At 74.0% G+C, this 16,409-nt stretch carries 21 protein-coding genes; 2 read left to right on the forward strand and 19 right to left on the reverse strand.

The window, feature by feature from the left end:
* Positions 1–173: 173 nt before the first annotated feature.
* Positions 174–722 (forward strand): non-canonical purine NTP pyrophosphatase, encoded by a 549-nt coding sequence (locus JOE68_RS05980; RefSeq protein WP_204841337.1) that lies wholly within the window; start codon positions 174–176, stop codon positions 720–722.
* 37 nt (positions 723–759) lie between these two features.
* On the opposite strand, the gene JOE68_RS05985 is transcribed toward JOE68_RS05980, so the two are convergent.
* The 3 genes from JOE68_RS05985 to JOE68_RS05995 form a co-directional block, all read right to left on the reverse strand.
* Entirely contained in the window at positions 760–1,554 is a 795-nt protein-coding gene (locus JOE68_RS05985) for an exonuclease domain-containing protein (protein WP_204841338.1), read from the reverse strand.
* 401 nt (positions 1,555–1,955) lie between these two features.
* Entirely contained in the window at positions 1,956–2,567 is a 612-nt protein-coding gene (locus JOE68_RS05990) for a transposase (RefSeq protein WP_307819415.1), read from the reverse strand.
* Positions 2,546–3,037 (reverse strand): winged helix-turn-helix domain-containing protein, encoded by a 492-nt coding sequence (locus tag JOE68_RS05995; protein WP_204840485.1) that lies wholly within the window; start codon positions 3,035–3,037, stop codon positions 2,546–2,548. The genes JOE68_RS05990 and JOE68_RS05995 overlap by 22 nt, the downstream gene beginning before the upstream one ends.
* A gap of 459 nt (positions 3,038–3,496) precedes the next feature.
* On the opposite strand from JOE68_RS05995, the gene JOE68_RS06000 reads away from it, so the two are divergent.
* Entirely contained in the window at positions 3,497–3,685 is a 189-nt protein-coding gene (locus JOE68_RS06000) for a DUF3072 domain-containing protein (RefSeq protein WP_204841339.1), read from the forward strand.
* Positions 3,686–3,752: 67 nt separating this feature from the next.
* Here the strand turns inward: JOE68_RS06000 and JOE68_RS06005 are convergent, their stop codons facing one another.
* From JOE68_RS06005 to JOE68_RS06080, 16 genes are read right to left on the reverse strand one after another with little or no spacing between them, the layout of a single operon-like run.
* Positions 3,753–5,519, reverse strand: a complete 1,767-nt coding sequence (locus JOE68_RS06005) for an acyl-CoA dehydrogenase (RefSeq protein ID WP_204841340.1) — start codon at positions 5,517–5,519, stop codon at positions 3,753–3,755.
* Positions 5,520–5,568: 49 nt separating this feature from the next.
* Complete coding sequence (locus JOE68_RS06010; RefSeq protein ID WP_204841341.1) at positions 5,569–6,114, reverse strand: hypothetical protein; 546 nt, start codon at positions 6,112–6,114, stop codon at positions 5,569–5,571.
* Positions 6,114–7,025 (reverse strand): alpha/beta hydrolase, encoded by a 912-nt coding sequence (locus JOE68_RS06015; protein WP_204841342.1) that lies wholly within the window; start codon positions 7,023–7,025, stop codon positions 6,114–6,116. Before JOE68_RS06015 ends, JOE68_RS06010 begins: the two co-directional genes overlap by 1 nt.
* Positions 7,026–7,082: 57 nt before the next feature.
* Positions 7,083–7,775 carry a 2-hydroxychromene-2-carboxylate isomerase gene (locus JOE68_RS06020; RefSeq protein WP_204841343.1) on the reverse strand — a complete coding sequence of 231 codons (693 nt, stop codon included), beginning with the start codon at positions 7,773–7,775 and terminating at the stop codon, positions 7,083–7,085.
* The gene (fabG, locus tag JOE68_RS06025) at positions 7,772–8,512 is read right to left on the reverse strand and encodes a 3-oxoacyl-[acyl-carrier-protein] reductase (protein WP_204845951.1); all 741 of its coding nucleotides are present in this window, start codon (positions 8,510–8,512) and stop codon (positions 7,772–7,774) included. The genes JOE68_RS06020 and fabG overlap by 4 nt, the downstream gene beginning before the upstream one ends.
* Before the next feature lie 23 nt (positions 8,513–8,535).
* Positions 8,536–9,030, reverse strand: coding sequence for a 3-hydroxyacyl-ACP dehydratase FabZ family protein (locus JOE68_RS06030; protein WP_204841344.1), 495 nt, complete (start codon positions 9,028–9,030; stop codon positions 8,536–8,538).
* A 1-nt stretch (position 9,031) separates the two neighbouring features.
* The gene (locus tag JOE68_RS06035; protein ID WP_204841345.1) at positions 9,032–9,421 is read right to left on the reverse strand and encodes a 3-hydroxyacyl-ACP dehydratase FabZ family protein; all 390 of its coding nucleotides are present in this window, start codon (positions 9,419–9,421) and stop codon (positions 9,032–9,034) included.
* On the reverse strand, positions 9,421–9,672 hold the full coding sequence (locus JOE68_RS06040) for an acyl carrier protein (protein ID WP_204841346.1): 252 nt from the start codon (positions 9,670–9,672) through the stop codon (positions 9,421–9,423). The genes JOE68_RS06035 and JOE68_RS06040 overlap by 1 nt, the downstream gene beginning before the upstream one ends.
* A gap of 38 nt (positions 9,673–9,710) precedes the next feature.
* Positions 9,711–11,057 carry an acetyl-CoA carboxylase biotin carboxylase subunit gene (locus tag JOE68_RS06045; RefSeq protein ID WP_204841347.1) on the reverse strand — a complete coding sequence of 449 codons (1,347 nt, stop codon included), beginning with the start codon at positions 11,055–11,057 and terminating at the stop codon, positions 9,711–9,713.
* Position 11,058: 1 nt separating this feature from the next.
* Positions 11,059–11,538, reverse strand: a complete 480-nt coding sequence (accB, locus tag JOE68_RS06050) for an acetyl-CoA carboxylase biotin carboxyl carrier protein (protein WP_204841348.1) — start codon at positions 11,536–11,538, stop codon at positions 11,059–11,061.
* On the reverse strand, positions 11,531–13,297 hold the full coding sequence (locus JOE68_RS06055) for an acetyl-CoA carboxylase carboxyltransferase subunit alpha (protein WP_204841349.1): 1,767 nt from the start codon (positions 13,295–13,297) through the stop codon (positions 11,531–11,533). The genes accB and JOE68_RS06055 overlap by 8 nt, the downstream gene beginning before the upstream one ends.
* A 38-nt stretch (positions 13,298–13,335) precedes the next feature.
* On the reverse strand, positions 13,336–14,364 hold the full coding sequence (locus JOE68_RS06060) for a beta-ketoacyl synthase N-terminal-like domain-containing protein (RefSeq protein WP_204841350.1): 1,029 nt from the start codon (positions 14,362–14,364) through the stop codon (positions 13,336–13,338).
* A 10-nt stretch (positions 14,365–14,374) separates the two neighbouring features.
* Positions 14,375–14,731 carry a hypothetical protein gene (locus JOE68_RS06065; RefSeq protein WP_204841351.1) on the reverse strand — a complete coding sequence of 119 codons (357 nt, stop codon included), beginning with the start codon at positions 14,729–14,731 and terminating at the stop codon, positions 14,375–14,377.
* Between the two features lies 1 nt (position 14,732).
* On the reverse strand, positions 14,733–15,137 hold the full coding sequence (locus tag JOE68_RS06070) for a hypothetical protein (protein ID WP_204841352.1): 405 nt from the start codon (positions 15,135–15,137) through the stop codon (positions 14,733–14,735).
* Complete coding sequence (locus JOE68_RS06075) at positions 15,137–15,463, reverse strand: hypothetical protein (RefSeq protein WP_204841353.1); 327 nt, start codon at positions 15,461–15,463, stop codon at positions 15,137–15,139. Before JOE68_RS06075 ends, JOE68_RS06070 begins: the two co-directional genes overlap by 1 nt.
* A complete protein-coding gene (locus JOE68_RS06080) occupies positions 15,460–16,395 on the reverse strand; it encodes an alpha/beta hydrolase (RefSeq protein WP_204841354.1) in 936 nt (311 codons plus the stop codon). Before JOE68_RS06080 ends, JOE68_RS06075 begins: the two co-directional genes overlap by 4 nt.
* Between the last annotated feature and the right edge of the window lie 14 nt (positions 16,396–16,409).

Below are 16,409 nucleotides of genomic sequence, written 5' to 3' on the forward strand. Positions count from 1 at the left end.
TCCGGTGGCCGTCCGGGTCCGGCGCGGGCGGCGTTCGCGGCGCGCTCCCCCCGGCCCGCGGACGCAGCCCGCGCCGCTGCACGGGTCGGACCCGCGACGCCGACAATGCGTGACGACACCGACACCGACACCGCGCGGCGCCGCCGCGCACCGACCGGGGGACACCGATGCCGATGATCCGCTTCGCCAGCACCAACGCCATCAAGCTGGAGGAGGCCCGTGCGCTCCTCGGCGAGATCGAGCCGATCGCGCTGGACCTGCCCGAGATCCAGTCGGTCGACCCCTCGGTCGTCGTCCGCCACAAGCTGGCCGGCATCGCGGACCTCGGGCTGGACGGGCCGGTCCTGGTCGAGGACACCGCGCTGGTGGTCGACGCGTGGGACGGCCTGCCCGGCGCGCTGGTGAAGTGGTTCGTGGAGACCTGGGGGCCGGCGGGCCTGGCCCGCCGCACCCTGGCCGCCGGCGGCGCCGGCGGCGCGCTGGCGGTCAGCGCGGTGGGCGTACTCGACCGGGGCCGCACCGGGCTGTGGACGGGCGCGCTGCGCGGGCGCATCGTCGCCCCGCGGGGCGAGCTGGGCGGCTGGACGTCGATCTTCGAGGTCGACGGCCACGGCAGGACGCTGGCGGAGCTGGCGTTCGACGAGCGCCTGGCCGTGACCATGCGCCGCGCCCCGCTGCTCGAAGCGCGCGCCTGGCTGCTCGACCGCGCCCGGTCCGCGTGACCACCGCACCGATGCCGGGGCCTACCGCGGCGGACGGCTACCGCTCGGCGTCCCGGGGCAGCAGCGGCCACGAGCGACCGCGGTCGCGGACGTCCGCGGCCCGTGCCCGCAGCCGGTCGGCCCCGGCGGTGTCGCCGTTGGACGACCGGGCCGCCGCGTAGCCCTCCAGCTTGTCCGCGTAGGCGATCTCGCCGACCCGGAACCAGTCGGCCTGGTGGTCGTGCAGGACCTGCGGGGCCACCAGCCCCACCGCGTCCGGGTACACCCTGGCCAGCCGCCACGCCAGCCGGGCCGCCGCGATCGCGTCGCCCGCGCTGGTGTGGGCGCCCTCCAGGCGGACCCGGTAGTGCTCGCACACCGCGGTCAGCGTCCGCTTGCCCGCGCGGTGCGGGTCGACGTGCCGGTCGATGCACCACGGGTCGACCACCGGGCCGCCGAGCTCCAGGCCCTGGCCGTGGTGCCGCCGGAGTTCGGCGTCGAGCATCGTCAGGTCGAACGCGGCGTTGAAGGCGCACAGCGGCGTCGTCGGCGTCCACACCTCGGCCAGCACTCCGGCCACCTCGCCGACCACCTCCGCCGCGGGACGGCCCTCCCGGCGCGCCTGCTCCGTGCTGATGCCGTGGATGGCCGTGGCCTCGGCCGGGATCTCGACCCCCGGATCGGCCAGCCAGGTGCGGGTGACGACCTCCGGGCGCGCCCCGGGGCTCCCCGGCGTGACGATCACGACGGCGGCGGTCACCACCCGGTCCCGACGCGGGTCGACGTCGGTGGTCTCCAGGTCCAGGGCGAGGATGCGCCCGTCGGCCCAGGACACCGACAGCAGTTCGGTCATGCGCCGCAGCGTAGTGTCGCCGCCCACGACCCCGGCCGCCCAGCGGGGACGTGTCGGCACGCCCCTTCGGTGTCGCGCCCCCTCCAACGACTCCCGGCTTTCGTCTCCCGACTTCGAGCACACCCCGCGCAGTTCAGCTTTCAGGTTTTCGGCACGCCCCGTGCAGACCGGTGCCTTCGTGTTCTCCCCGTATGGCCTGCCCGGAGGGCTACCATGCTTTTCCTGGGGGTGCAAGCACGCTTTTCGCTTGCACCCCCAGGAAAAGCATGGTCGTCTTTGACAGGCCATGCGGGGAGAACACGACCGCTCTTGCTCTTCCTCCTCCTTGGCGGCCTGCCCGTCCGGCGAGGACTCTTTTAATCTTTTCAGCTTCGAGCGCTACTGATCTTCAATTGTTGGGGTCAGGTTGGTTCGGGGGTGAGGGTCAGGCCGGTGTGGGCGAGGAATCCGTCGAGCAGGTCGGGCCGGTTCCGGATGAGGCGGAGTCGGCGGCGCACGATCGGGACCAGGTCGTTCAGACCGACGGGGGCGAGGTTGGCCAGACCGCGTTTGAGGTGTGACCACACCCCTTCCACCGGGTTGAGTTCCGGGGCGTAGGCGGGTAGTCGGATCACGTGCAGCCAGTCCCGGGCGGCGAGGGCGGGCCGTATCCGGGCGCTGATGTGCCGGTCGAGGTTGTCCCAGATCAGCACGATCGGGCCGCCCAGGCGACGGTGGGCGTCGTCCAGCAGCGCGAGGTAGTGCCGCTCGAGGAAGCTGCGCGGGGCCGGCGGGCTGCGGCGGCGGTGGTGCACGAGCACCCGGTGCAGCAGCCGGGTGCGTTCGCCGGGTTTGACGCAGAGCAGGCCGGCCACCGAGATCCGACCCTGGGAACCGGCCCAGTAGGGCAGGACCGGGGTGTGGCCGCGCCTTGCCCAGGTGCGGGCCTTGTGCGGGCGGGTGTTGCAGCCGGTCTCGTCCTCGAAGCACAACCAGGCGCCCAGGTCCGCGGCTAGGGTTTTCCCCGCGCCCACGACTCCCGCCGCCAGGCGGTGACCGCGGCCTCGTCACGGCGGTCGGCCCGCCGGGCCGGCACCTGGGGGCTGTAACCGATGCGGTGCAGCACCAGCGACATCCCGGCCGGGGTGTAGCGCACCGCGAACAACCGCGCGACCAGCTCCGCGACCCTGGCCAGGGTCCAGCGTCGATCCTCGGTGTACCCGTGGGCGGCCGGCCCCTGCTCCAGGGCCTGGACCAGCCGGTCGAGCCGGGCCCGGTCCAGACGGCAGTCCGGCCCGCCCGGCCCCCTGGAGCGCAGGGCCTGCCGGCCCCCGGCACGCCACAAACGCCGCCAGGCATAGGCGGACTTGGTCGACACCCGCAGACCACGAGCGACCTCGCAGGCGCCCACACCACGCTCGAACCAGTCGGCGGCCTGCATCCGCACCGCCTCACGTCGGGCCCGTTCCCGTCCGGTCAGGCCACCACCATCGGGATAGCGCATACCCCACGGGTACCCCCGGGACAGCCCCACCCACCGACACAAGCCACCACAGACCCCAACAATTGAAGATCAGTACGGCACCAATTATTACCTGGATCCGTGCGCGACCCAAGTATGAAGAGCGGCCGAGAGGCCCCCAAGGAGGAGGAAAAGAAAGGGCGGTCGTGTTCTCCTCCCCGCACGGCCTGCCGAAGGCAATCGCATTTGTCGGGGGGTGTCAAGCGAAGAGCGTGCTTGACACCCCCCGACAAATGCGATCGGGCTGCGCCCAGGCCGTACGGGGAGGAGAACACGAAGCGACCGGTATGGCACGAGGTGCGGCGCTGCCGGTGCAGGCGCGCCGGGTGAGCGGCTCGTGCGTGGACTGGGCGGGGTCGCTCGACCCGGCGGCGGGTGGCGGGGTTGACCGGACCTCGGGGCGGGTACCTCGAACGGGCGTTCGAGTGAGAGGAGACGGCCGTGAACCGCACACCGGAGAAGGACCCGGAGGACTGGACGACCGGCGACGAGCCGATGACCGGACCGCAGGAGTCCTACCTGCACACGCTGGCGCAGGAGGCGGGCGAGGAGGTGCCCGCCGACCTGACCAAGGTCCAGGCGTCGCAGATGATCGACCGCCTCCAGGAGGAGACCGGCCGCGGCAGGTGACCGCGACCGACCGGACCGCGGCCGGCCGGGCTCTGCGCCGGCCCGGCCGGCGTCATCCCGGCCCGGGTCAGAAGGCGTCCTCGGGCACCGACGCGAGCAGGCCGTCGGTGGCCTTGGCGGCGGACAGGTGGGCGGTGACCTGGGGCAGGACGGTGCGGGCGAACCAGCGGGCGGTGGCGACCTTGCCCTCGTAGAACGCCTTGTCCACCGCCGTCGGCAGGGCGGCGGCGGCCACCTCCGCCTGGGTCAGCAGCAGCCAGGCGACCACCACGTCGCCGAGGGCGTGCAGGAACCTGGTCGTGTTCTCCCCCACCAGGTGCATCCGCGGCGGCTCGGCCGTCAGGTGCCCGATCATCACGCCCAGCAGCGACTGGACCTCCTCCAGCGCGGTCTTGAGCAGGTCGGCGTCGGGCCCGCAGTAGCCGGAGATCCGGTTCGACAGGGCGCCGAAGGACGCGCCGCGGTCGCGGACGACCTTGCGGAAGAACAGGTCCATCGACTGGATCGCCGTGGTGCCCTCGTAGAGGCTGTCGATCCGCGCGTCGCGGACGTACTGCTCCAGCGGGTAGTCCTGGAGGTAGCCCGACCCGCCCAGGACCTGCAGCGCGTGCATCAGCTGCTCCGAGGAGCGCTCCGCGCCGTAGCCCTTGACCAGCGGCAGCAGCAGGTCGTTGAGGCCGGCCGCCGCCGGGTCGCCCAGCGCGGCGGCCTCCTGGCAGCCCGCGGTGAACGCCACCAGGGCGCGCAGGCCCTCGGCGTAGGCTTTCTGGGTCAGCAGGCTGCGGCGGACCTCGGGGTGGTTGACGATCGTCACGCGCGGGGCGGTCTTGTCCGCCATCCGGCTGATGTCCGGGCCCTGCACGCGGGTGCGCGCGTACTCCAGGGCGGTGAGGTAGCCGGTGGACAGCGTGGCGATCGCCTTGGTGCCCACCGTCATCCGGGCGTTCTCGATGATCAGGAACATCTGGGCGATGCCGTCGTGCACCTCGCCCAGCAGCCAGCCCTTCGCGGGCCGCTCGCCGCCGAAGACCAGCTCGCACGTGGTGGACGCCTTCAGGCCCATCTTGTGCTCGACGTTCGTGGCGTGCACGCCGTTGCGCTCGCCCAGCTCGCCGGTGTCCCAGTCGAAGTCGTACTTCGGGACCAGGAACAGCGACAGGCCCTTGGTGCCGGGGCCGGCGCCCTCCGGGCGGGCCAGGACGAAGTGCACGATGTTCTCGGCCAGGTCGTGCTCGCCGCTGGTGATGAAGCGCTTGACGCCCTCGACGTGCCAGCTGCCGTCGTCCTGCCGGACGGCCTTGGCGCGGCCCGCGCCCACGTCGGAGCCGGCGTCCGGCTCGGTGAGCACCATGGTCGCGCCCCACGCCCGCTCCACCAGCAGGCGGGCGACCTTCTGCTGCTCGGCGGTGCCCTTGTCGTGGATCAGGCGCGCGAAGTTCACCGCCGCCGCGTACAGGAACACCGCCGGGTTCGCGCCCAGCACCAGCTCCGCGAGGGCCCACAGCAGGCGCGGCGGCGCGGGCGTGCCGCCCAGCTCCGGCGGCAGGCCGAGCCGCCAGTACCCGGCGTCGCGCCAGGCGCGGAACGACTCGGCGAACGCCTCCGGGACGGCCACCTCCCGGGTCAGCGGGTCGTAGACCGGCGGCTGCCGGTCGGTGGCGGCGAACGACGCGGCCACCTTGCCGGTCGCCAGCCGGGCCGCCTCCGCCAGGACCTGCCGGGCGGTGTCGACGTCGACCTCCGCGTAGGGCCCCTGCCCGTACGCGGAGGTCGCGCCGGGCATCTCGAAGAGGACGAATTCGAGGTCGCGGAGGTTCGGCCGGTAGTGGCTCATGGACCGCGAGTCTAGGGACCCGGCCGCGGCCGGCTGGCCGTTTTGTCCACTAGTTGACACGCGGTCGCGCGGAGCCCTCCGCCAGGTCCCGGAAGGTCAGCAACTGCTTGCGCATCATCATCAGGTCGCCCCACGCGATCGCCCGCCTGCGCGCCTCGTGCAGCCCGCCCGCCGGTCCGCCGACCAGCAGCTTGGCCACCAGGCGGCTGCGGCCCGGCGCGGTCTCGCGCACGTCGTAGGTGAGGGCGAAGTCGCCGAACAGGCGCAGGCCGGTGCTGGAGCGCATCCGGATGGTCAGGTGCTCGTCCGGGGCGAAGGAGACCAGCTCGAAGATGTACATGATGCGCTGGCCCACCGCCAGCTCCTCCGCGCCCGGGGTGAGGGTGCGGGGGCTGCGGCGGCCCAGGTTGTCCAGCAGGTCGTAGCTGTAGGGGGCGACCCGCAGCTGGCACAGCCAGCGGTAGACCACGGGCGCGGGCGCGGCGACGTCGACACCGCGGTACCAGGTGGCCCTGGGCCGCGGCATCAGGTCGTCGCACGGGTAGTGGCGGGTGGTCTCGGCTGGGGTGACGCCCCAGTGCTCGGGCAGTCGCATCAGCCGAGGTTCCGCTCTAGGAAGGACAACACCGTCTCCTGGTAGAGGTCTGGGTCTGCTTTGACGCCTTGGAGGTGCTCGGCGCCGGGGATCACGCGGTGCTCCGCGTGCGGGTAGCGGGCGGCGACGGCCCCGACCGCGGAGGCCGGGACGATCGCGTCCCGCTCGCCCGCCAGGAACAGCAGCCCGATGCCGTCGTACCGCTCGGCGGGCGGCGGCCACCGCGCGCGCACCATCGCGGCGCTGAGGCCGGCGAACACCGGCTCCACCAGCCACCGCGCCGGACCGACCAGGAACGGCGCGGGGATCGGCAGCGCGCCGGTGTCCAGGAAGTTGCGGAACAGCGGCCCGGTGTCCACCGCCGGCCCGCTGTCGCAGATGATCGCCGCGACCGGGGTCCGCCCGCGCATCGGGACGTACAGGATGGGGAAGGTCGAGAACGAGAAGCCCCACACGGCGAACCGGGCGCCCGCGTGCGCCGCCCGCCCCCGGAAGTGGTCGACCACCGCGGCCACGTCCGAGGTGAAGCGGGCGCTGAGCCCGAACGCGGAGGCGTCCTGGCTGCTGCGGCCGTGGTTGCGGTGGTCGAACAGCACGACGGTGTAGCCCGCCTCGTGCAGGAACTTCGCGTGCGGCAGGCTCGCGGACTTGCTCAGGCCGATGCCGTGGCCGACCACCACCACCCGGTCCGGGTCGCCCTCGCACACCCACAGGTGCAGCGAGCCCTTCCGGTCGGGCAGGGGCAGCACCAGCTCGGTGGCGGGCAGGTCGTAGTCGGCCGGCGAGCGGTGGTGCCGGCGCCGCGGCGGGTGGTAGATCCGGTACGCCAGGAAGGCCCCGAACAGCGGGGCCAGCGGTGTGAGCAGGACCGACGCCGCTCTCGTCGCCGGCCCGCGCCGCTTCGCCCCCATGGACCCTCCCCGGTTCCGCACCCGGCCCAGCACCGGATCACCCGCAGCCTAACGGCGTCAGCCGCATCCTCCAGCGTGACCGAAGTCGCTGTCCGCGGTGTTGAGCGCCACCTCGGGCAGCGCCGGGGCTGCCGCCCCGTCCGCCGGCCGCGACCCGCGCACCGCCGCGGCGAACGCGGGCAGCCGGTCCAGGCCCCAGTACTTGTCGCGGCCGTGGACGAAGAACGGCACGCCGAACACGTCGTCGCGGTAGACGTCCATCAGGGCGGCCGTGGCCCGCTCCCGCAGCGCGCCCGAGGTGGTGTCCGGCGCCTCGAAGCCGAGGTCGCGGCAGATGCCCCCGATCACGTCGGGGTCGCAGATGTCGCGGCCCTCCCGCCACCGGGCGCTCTGCACGGCCTCGACGTAGCGCTGCCCCACGCCCGCGTCGGACGCGGCGAACCACGGCAGGTGCGGCACCTCCCAGTCCGGGTCGCGGTCCACCGGCCACGTCACCGACAGCCCGCGCGCGGCGGCCAGCCGCCGCACGTCCTGGAGGATGTAGAGGTGCTTCTCCTTGGACATCGGGGTGTAGACGAAGCGCCCGCCGGCCGCGGCCAGCTCGGCGCCGCCGCGCTGCCCCGGCTCCCAGAACGGCCGCCACTCCAGCGCCTCGGCCACGTCCGGGTAGCGGCCGGCCAGGTCGTGCTGGGCCAGCCACGCGTACGGGCTGCGCAGCGAGAAGTAGTACAGCGTCTTCTTCGGCTTCACAGCACGATACCGCCGTCGATCTGCATGACGGTGCCGGTGATGTAGGCCGCGCGGTCCGAGGCCAGGTAGGACACCAGGTCGGCGACCTCCTCCGGCTGCCCCAGGCGGCCGAGCGGGATGCTCTTGAGCGCCGTCTGCTTGACCTTGTCCGACAGCGCGCCGGTCATGTCGGTCTCGATGAACCCGGGCGCGACCACGTTGACCCGGATCCCGTAGCGGCCGACCTCCTTGGCCAGGGCCTGGCTGAAGCCGATGATGCCGGCCTTGGACGCGGAGTAGTTGGTCTGCGTCGGGTTGCCGTAGACGCCCGCGACCGACGAGATGTTGACGATGCTGCCGGAGCGGCGCTTCATCATCTCGAACACCACCGCGCGGCACGCGTTGAACGTGCCGTCGAGGTTGGTGTCGAGCACCTCGTGCCACTGCTGCTCGGTCATCATCATCAGCGGGTTGTCCCGCACGATGCCCGCCGACGTGACGAGCACGTCGACGTCGCCGAGGCGCTCGGCGACGGTCGACACCAACTCGCGCACCGCGGCGTGGTCGGCCACGTCGCACTGCCAGGCCAGCGCGCGCACGCCCAGCTCGCCGACCTCCTTCTCCAGCTCGCGCGCCGCGTCGGGGTTGGAGCGGTAGCAGAAGGCGACGTCGAAGCCGTCGCGGGCCAGCCGCAGGACGCTCGCGCGGCCGATACCCCGCGAGCCGCCGGTGACCAGGGCGATCCGGTTGGACACGATGTTCTCCTCGTTGCGGGGGTCGTTCAGGGGGACAGTTCCCCGGCGGGCCGCATCGCCATCACGACGCGGCCGACGCGCAGCACGGTCTCGCCGTCGACCAGGGCCTCGCCCTCGAAGATGACGGTGTCGCTGAGCGCGCGGACCAGGCGGACGCGGTGCTCCAGGACGGAGCCGGGCAGCACCGGCGCCAGGAACTCGATGTCGGCCATGCTGCCGAACAGCATCACCTGGCCGCTGAGCACGTCCGGGTTCGGCTCGGCCCAGGCCACCAGCACGCCCGCGGACTGGCACCAGGACTCGACCAGCAGCACCTTCGGGTAGGCCGGGTCCGCGCCCTCGGGCAGGGCCGGGTACCACGGCTCGTTGGCGGTGACCGCCTTGTAGGCGGTCAGGCCGACGCCGGGGACCAGGTCGACGACCCGGTCGACCAGCAGCATCGGGTAGCGGTGCGGGAGCACGCGCCGGATGTCGGCCAGGCCCAGGTCGGCCACCGCCGCCCCGTTGACGACCGCGGTCATCTCATTCCCCCTCGACGACGTAGCGGAGCCGGACCTGCGCGACCCGGCCGCGGGCGTTGTGCACCTGCGCCTTGCACAGCCAGGCGTCCCCGGCGGCCACCCAGTCCACTTCGGACCGGAGGGTGTCGCCGGGGAACACCGGGCCCTGGAAGCGGGTGGACTGCACGCCCGCCAGGGTCAGCCGGGCGCCCGGCACCGGCGGCGCGGCCTGGGCGCCCAGGTTCACGCACTCGACCACGCAGACGCCCGGGAAGATGGGGAACCCCGGGTAGTGCCCAGGGAACACCGGCTGCTCCGGGTCGATGACGACCTCGGTGACGGCGCGGCCGTCGGCGTGCTCCAGCACCGTCACCGGGGCGGTGACGGGGCTGGCGGCGGCGGGCGCGGTCATCAGGCGGCCTTCAGCTTCTCGGTGAGCAGGTCGTACGCCTTCTTCAGGTTGGTGACCTCGCGCAGCTCGGACTCGGCGATCTTCACACCGTACTTCTTCTCCAGCACGACCATGACCTCCAGGGCCATCAGCGAGTCGACGCCGAGGTCCTCGATGAAGTCGACGTCGTCGGTGACCTCCTCGACGTCCACGTCGAGCACGTCGGCGACGGTGGCGCGCAGGTCCTCGCGCTCCAGGGCGACAGCGGACATTGTGGTTCCTCCTGTTGGTGTGTCTTGTGTTCGGTGTGTCAGGTGAGCGCTTCGACGATGTCGAGGCGGTAGTCGCCGGTGCGGAACCTCTCGTCGCGCACCAGCCTGCGGTGGAAGTCCGCGTTGGTCGTGATGCCCGAGCAGGAGAACTCGCCGAGCGCGCGGTCGAGCCGGCGCAGGGCCTCCTCGCGGGTGGGCGCGGTCACGATCAGCTTGGCCAGCAGGGAGTCGTAGTAGGGCGGCACGACGTAACCGCTGTGCGCGTGGGTGTCCACGCGCACGCCGGACCCGCCGGGCAGCACGATGCGCTCGATGGCGCCCGCGGAGCCCGCCCAGTCCCGGTCCGGGTCCTCGGCGTTGATCCGGGCCTCGATGGAGAAGCCGGTGGGCCGGACGTCGTCCTGGGTCATGCCCAGCCGCTCGCCCGCGGCCACCCGGATCATCCACTGGACGATGTCGACCCCGGTGCGCTCCTCGGTGACCGGGTGCTCGACCTGCAGGCGGGTGTTCATCTCGATGAAGTACGGCGTGCCCGCCTCGTCCACCAGGAACTCGAACGTGCCGGCGCTGGCGTAGCCGATGGCCCGCGCGCCGGCCACCGCCGCGGCGCACAGGTCGGCGCGCTGCCGCTCGTCCAGGAACGGCGACGGCGACTCCTCCACCAGCTTCTGCTGCTTGCGCTGCACCGAGCAGTCGCGCTCGCCGAGGTGCACCACGTTGCCGTGCTCGTCGGCGAGCACCTGGACCTCGACGTGCCGGGCGGCGCCGACGAACTTCTCCAGGTAGACGCGCTCGTCGTGGAACAGCGTGCGCGCGGTCGCGGTGGTGGCGCGGTAGGCGTCGGCCAGGTCCGCCGGGTCGCGCACGATGGCGATGCCCCGCCCGCCGCCGCCCGCCGCGGCCTTGATCACCACCGGGTAGCCGATCTCGTCGGCGACGGCGGTGACCTCGCCCAGCGACGTGACCGGGCCGTCGGAGCCGGGCAGCACCGGCACGCCCGCCGCGCGCATGGCGGCGCGGGCGGCGATCTTGTCGCCCATCAGCGAGATCAGCTCGGCCGGCGGGCCGATGAACTTGATCCCGACCTCGGCGCAGGCCCGGGCGAACACCGCGTTCTCGGACAGGAAGCCGTAGCCGGGGTGCACGGCGTCCGCGCCGGTGCGGGCGCAGGCGTAGAGGATGGCCGGCATGTTCAGGTAGCTGCGCGCCGAGGGGCCGGGGCCGATGCACACCGCCTCGTCGGCGACGCGCACCGCCATGCTGTCGCGGTCGGCGGTGGAGTGCGCCACCACGGCGCGCAGGCCGAGGTCCTTGCACGCCCGCACGATCCGCACCGCGATCTCGCCCCGGTTGCACACCAGGACGGTCCGGATCTCCTCGCCCACCTCAGCTCGCCCCGATCACGAACAGCGGCTGGTCGAACTCCACGACCTCGCCGTCCCGGGCGGGCACGGCGGCGACGACGCCCGCGCGGTCGGCGGTGACCGGGTTCATCGTCTTCATCGCCTCCACGATGCCCAGCTGCTGCCCGGCCTCGACCCGGTCGCCGACCTCGACGAACGGCGGCTCGCCGGGCGCGGGGCACCGGTAGAAGACGCCGACCAGCAGCGCCCGGACCTCGGCGCCGGCCGGCGGCTCGGCGGGGGCCGCGACGGCGGCGGTGGTGGTGACGGCGGTGGTCGTGACCGCCGCGGCCGGGGGGCCGGCGGCGACGGCGGGCGCTGCGGCGACGGCGGGTGGCTCGGCCTCGATCTCCACCCGGAAGGCGTCGGACTCGATGCGGATGCGGCTGACGGAGGTGGTGTGCACCAGCTCGACCAGTTCGCGCACCTGCTCGACGAGGGTGGCCGGGGTCTGCTCAGGCATGGGCGCTCTCCACGATCGGGGACCGCTCCGCGGCGGTCGGGGGCTCACCGGTCCGCCGGGCGGCGTCCGGGCCGGGCAGGGTGGCCGACCCGTAGGCGCGCAGCCGGCGGTAGCGGGCGGCCACCAGCTCGTCGGGGTCGGTGCGGACCAGCTCGCCCAGCGCGCGGCGCAGGGCGTCGGCGACGGCGTCGGCCGCGGCGGCGGGGTCGGTGTGCGCGCCGCCCGCGGGCTCGGGGACCAGCTCGTCGGCCACGCCGAGGCGGTAGACCTCCGGCGCGCTCAGCCGCAGCGCGCGGGCGGCCTCGGGGGCCTTGCCCGCGTCGCCGAACAGGATGGTGGCGCAGCCCTCCGGGCTGATCACCGAGTACACCGCGTTCTCCTGCATCAGCAGCCGGTCGCCGGTGGCCAGGGCCAGCGCGCCGCCGCTGCCGCCCTCGCCGGTGACCACGGTGACGATCGGCACGCGCAGCCCGGCGGAGAGCACCAGCGCCTCGGCGATCGCGCCGCTCTGGTTGTCCTCCTCGGCCTTCCGGCCCGGGTACGCGCCGGGGGTGTCCACCAGGGTCACCACGGGCACGCCGAACCGCTCGGCGAGGGTCATCAGGCGCATGGCCTTGCGGTAGCCGTGCGGGTGGGGCATCCCGAAGTTGCGGCGGACGTTCTCCGGGGTGTCGCGGCCCTTGCAGTGGCCGATGACCACCACCGGCGCGTCGTCCAGCCACGCCAGCCCGCCGATCACGGCCTCGTCGTCGCCGGACCAGCGGTCGCCGTGCAGCGGGGTGAACCGGTTGAACACCCGCTCGACGTAGCCCAGGGCGTTGGGGCGGCCGGTGTGGCGGGCCAGCCGGACGGCCTCCCACGGGTCGGTCGCGCGCGCGGCGATCCGGGTGGCCGGGAACGGCTCGGCCGGTCCGGGCCGGGTGCCGGCCGCGGCGTGGAAGGCGACGATGTCGCGCAGCACCAGCTGCAGCTCGCCCCGGTTGAGCACCAGGTCGAGGTGGCCGTGCTCGTGCAGGAACTCGGCCGTCTGGAAGCGCTTGGGCAGCGCCTCGCGGAGGGTCTGCTCGATCACCTGGCGCCCGGCGAAGCCCGCGCGGGTGCCCGTCTCGGCCAGGACCACGTCGCCGAGGGCGGCGAAGCTGGCCGACACCCCGCCGTAGACGGGGTCGGCCAGGACGCTGATGAACGGCACGCCCGCGGCGCGCAGCCGGCCGATGGCCGCGGCGGTCTTGGCCATCTGCAGCAGCGAGAGGATGCCCTCCTGCATCCGGGCGCCGCCGGAGGAGGACACCGCGATCAGCGGCACGCGCCGCGTGGCGGCCAGCTCGGCGGCGTAGGCGATCTTCTCCCCCACCACCGAGCCCATGCTGCCGCCGAGGAAGGCGAAGTCGAGCACGGCCAGCACCGCGGGCCTGCCGCCCAGCTCGGCGATGCCGACCACGGCGGCCTCGGTCAGGCCGGTGTCCTTGCGGGCGCGGGCCACCCGCTCGGGGTAGGCCAGCCGGTCGGTGAACTCCAGCGGGTCCCCGGCGGCGGTGTCGGCGTGGTGCTCGGTGAACGTGCCGGGGTCGGCGAGCTGGGCGATGCGCTCGCGCGCGCCCAGCCGGCCGTGGTGCCCGCACTCGGGGCACACGCCCGCCGTGCGGCGCAGCCTGGAGCCGTGCAGCACGGCCCGGCAGCCGCGGCACGAGGTCCACGCGTCCTCGGGCAGGGCCGCGAGTCGCGCCAGGGTCTCCCGGCCTCGCTGGGGGACGACCATGGGACCCCCTCCTTTCGGTGCGGTAGGGACGTGGGCGGTCAGCGCAGGCGGAGCACGGCCGCCGCGACGACGCCGTCGTGGTCGACCGAGGTGATCACCGCCGCCCGGCCGGCCAGCTCGGGCCGGTCCTCGGCGGTGGCCAGCACCGCGGTGGTCTGGAAGGCCGCGGACGCGGCGGAGGTGTCGCCGATGACCTCAGCGCAGCGCACCGGCTCGGCCCCGGGCAGCGCGTCGCGCACGCCGTCGGCCTCGCCCTCGAAGCCGGACTCGGCGACCAGGGCCACGTCGGCGACGTCGACGTCGGCGCGCCGCAGGGCGCGCAGCACCAGGTCCCCGACCACCGACCGGACCTCGGCGTGGTCGTTGTACAGGGCGGTCTCCAGGCCGCGGACCTCGGCCAGGCCCTCGCCGCCGGGCTCGACGCGCAGCACCGCGCAGCCCTCGCCGAGCAGGGCGACGTGGCCGCGGGCACGCTGCTCCAGCCAGGCGCGGGCGTGCGAGAACTCCTCCACCGCGCCGACCAGCACGGCGTCGGCGTGCCGGTTGCGCTGCAGCCGCAGGGCGTAGCGCAGGGCCAGCAGCCCGGAGGCGCGGCCGGCGGCGATGGTGGTGTTGGGGCCCTGGAGCTTGTGCCAGATGGCGCACTGGCCCGCCGCGCAGTTCATCACCGTGTTGGGGAAGCGGGCCGGGTCGACCAGGTGCGGGCGCGCGCCGGTGAGCGAGTCGCGGGTGAAGTCCATGATGGACTGCGCGCTGCCGGTGCTGGTGCCCAGCACCAGGGCGGTGCGCTCGTCGCCCTGCGCGCCGTCGAGCAGCCGGCCGACGGCGGTGACGGCCAGGCCGGTGGCCCGGTCCATCGAGCGGGTGCCCTTGCGGCCCAGGATCGCCTTGATGTCGAAGTCGGGCACCAGGCACGCCTGCTCCACCGGGGCGTCCCAGGTCGGGTCGACCTCGGCCACGGCGGTGCGGCCGGCGCGCAGGCCGTCGCTGAACGCCGCGCGCCCCAGGCCCAGCGGGGAGACGGCGGACCAGGCCGCGATGACGGGGTAGCTGGTGGTGGTGGTCACGGATTCTCCTTCAGAGGAACCAGACGGCTCGGTAGTCGGACCAGCGGGCCGCACCGCGCACCACGCCGGGTAGCAGGGGGACGTCGCCCGGCAGGCCCGCGGCCGCCAGGTCGGCGTCGGCGACCGTGACGGCGACGCCCTCGTCGAGCAGGGTGCGCAGCGACGCGCGCGGGTCGGGCAGCGCGTCCACGCCCACCGCGGGCGCGACCGGGGCCGCCGCCACGGCGTAGGTGACCGCCAGGCCGCGCAGGCTCAGGTCCAGCCCGCCGAACTGCCGGTTCAGCTCGCGCACGAGGTAGAGCACGTCGGCGAACTGGGTCTCCACCGAGCCGCGGTAACCGCGCTCGACCACCGCCAGGTAGCGCACCTCAGATCACCCCCGTGAACAGCGTCTTGCGGGCGGCGGCCACGTGCTCGCCGAACTTGAACGGCGGCCGGACCCGCACCTCGGGGATGTGGGCGGTGACGCCGCGCTCCTCGCCGCAGAAGCGGCACGAGTACCAGGACAGGGCGCCTGCGGAGGCGGCGATCAGGTCGCGGACGACCGCCGCGGTGGACGGGTAGTCGCGCGACCAGTCGACCACGTTGCGGGGCTTGGCCGCGCCCAGCGAGGCTTGGGTGAGCATCGTGGCGTAGCCGCAGGTCCACACCTGGACCCGGCCGCCCTGCCCGACCACGGCCTCGGCGATCCGCAGCACGGAGGTCGCCAGGTCCGACGCGTGCGGCGCGCCCATGACGGCGAGCAGCAGGTCGGCTTCGGGGATGCGCGCCATCAGTGCCACACCGCCCGCACGTCGGGGTCGAGCAGCGCGCTCGCCACCCGGTCCACGTCGACCAGCTCGACGCCCGCCGGCCGGGCTGCGGCGGTCAGCGCCCGCTGGTCCACCGAGAACCGGTCGACCCACACGGTGGCGCCCGCCGCCAGCAGTCCGTCCACTTCGGACAGCGTCGTGCCGACGGCCGCGGTGACCCCGTCCTGGAGCAGGAACAGGCACACCCGGTCGCCCGCCGCCAGCAGGTCGGCGGCGTCGGCCAGGAAGCGGGCGCAGCCGGGACCCGCCCACGGGCCCTGGGTCTCGATCATCAGGTAGGTGCTCACGCCGCACCGCCGAACGCCTCGGCCAGGAACGCGGTGACGCGCTCCCGGTACTCGTCGCGGTCCAGGCGGACGGCGTTGATGTGCTGGGCCTGCGGGGCCACCCACCGCCGGGCCGCCGGGTACTCCGCCGCCACCCGCATCACCTGGGACGCGGGCACCACCGGGTCGTTGGCCCCGCCGATGAACAGCATCCGCGTGGCCACCGAGGGCAGCGGCGGCGGCCAGCCCCGCACGGCCAGCATCCGCGTGCCGCACAGGGTGAACGCCTTGCGGTACAGGGCGAACGCGCCGGGCCGCCGCAGCGGCTCGGGCAGCGAGGCCCGGCGCAGCGAGGTGAAGTGCCGGAACCCGCCGGGGATGTCGTGCATCGGGCCGCTGTCGCAGACGATCGCCGCGACCGGCGGCCCGCCGCCCTGCAGCGCGTACACCGCGGGCCAGGTCGAGAAGGAGAACGCCAGCACCGCCAGCTTCCCGCGGTTCATCCGCGGGTCGGCGGCCACGAAGCGCAGCACGTCGCGCAGGTCGCCGGTGAACCGGTCGGCCATGCGGGTGACCTTGCCGTCGTGGCCGCTCGCGCCGTGGTTGCGCAGGTCGTAGGCCAGCACGTGGTGGCCCGCCTCGTGCAGCAGCTTGACGTGGTCGAGCACGGCGTTCTTGGTGCGGCCCATGCCGTGGCAGACGACCACGGTGTGCGGGCCGTCGCCGGGCACGAACCAGCCGTCGAGGCGGACGCGGTCGCGGGAGGTGACGACGTGCACCGGTTCGGCCACCAGCCCCTTCTGCTGCGGCGTGCGACCGGGCTTGCCGGCGGGCGGGTGGTAGACGCGGTAGGCGTCCTGCACCCCGAGCCGCAGCGCCGACCACCACGCGCGCGCGGTGGCGGGCACCGCTGACCCGCGCGGCGCGGCGACGGTCCTCGCTGTCTCGGTCACTGCTCGACTTCCCT

This window comes from Saccharothrix algeriensis (assembly GCF_016907655.1).
In the GTDB taxonomy this organism is placed as follows: Bacteria; Actinomycetota; Actinomycetes; order Mycobacteriales; family Pseudonocardiaceae; genus Actinosynnema; species Actinosynnema algeriense.

Coding starts and splice junctions, on each gene's coding strand:
- JOE68_RS05980 (WP_204841337.1), top strand. CDS start 174: ATGATCCGCTTCGCCAGCACCAACGCCATCAAGCTGGAGGAGGCCCGT.
- JOE68_RS05985 (WP_204841338.1), bottom strand. CDS start 1,554: ATGACCGAACTGCTGTCGGTGTCCTGGGCCGACGGGCGCATCCTCGCC.
- JOE68_RS05995 (WP_204840485.1), bottom strand. CDS start 3,037: ATGCGCTATCCCGATGGTGGTGGCCTGACCGGACGGGAACGGGCCCGA.
- JOE68_RS06005 (WP_204841340.1), bottom strand. CDS start 5,519: ATGAGCCACTACCGGCCGAACCTCCGCGACCTCGAATTCGTCCTCTTC.
- JOE68_RS06010 (WP_204841341.1), bottom strand. CDS start 6,114: ATGCGACTGCCCGAGCACTGGGGCGTCACCCCAGCCGAGACCACCCGC.
- JOE68_RS06015 (WP_204841342.1), bottom strand. CDS start 7,025: ATGGGGGCGAAGCGGCGCGGGCCGGCGACGAGAGCGGCGTCGGTCCTG.
- JOE68_RS06030 (WP_204841344.1), bottom strand. CDS start 9,030: ATGACCGCGGTCGTCAACGGGGCGGCGGTGGCCGACCTGGGCCTGGCC.
- JOE68_RS06035 (WP_204841345.1), bottom strand. CDS start 9,421: ATGACCGCGCCCGCCGCCGCCAGCCCCGTCACCGCCCCGGTGACGGTG.
- JOE68_RS06040 (WP_204841346.1), bottom strand. CDS start 9,672: ATGTCCGCTGTCGCCCTGGAGCGCGAGGACCTGCGCGCCACCGTCGCC.
- accB (WP_204841348.1), bottom strand. CDS start 11,538: ATGCCTGAGCAGACCCCGGCCACCCTCGTCGAGCAGGTGCGCGAACTG.
- JOE68_RS06055 (WP_204841349.1), bottom strand. CDS start 13,297: ATGGTCGTCCCCCAGCGAGGCCGGGAGACCCTGGCGCGACTCGCGGCC.
- JOE68_RS06070 (WP_204841352.1), bottom strand. CDS start 15,137: ATGGCGCGCATCCCCGAAGCCGACCTGCTGCTCGCCGTCATGGGCGCG.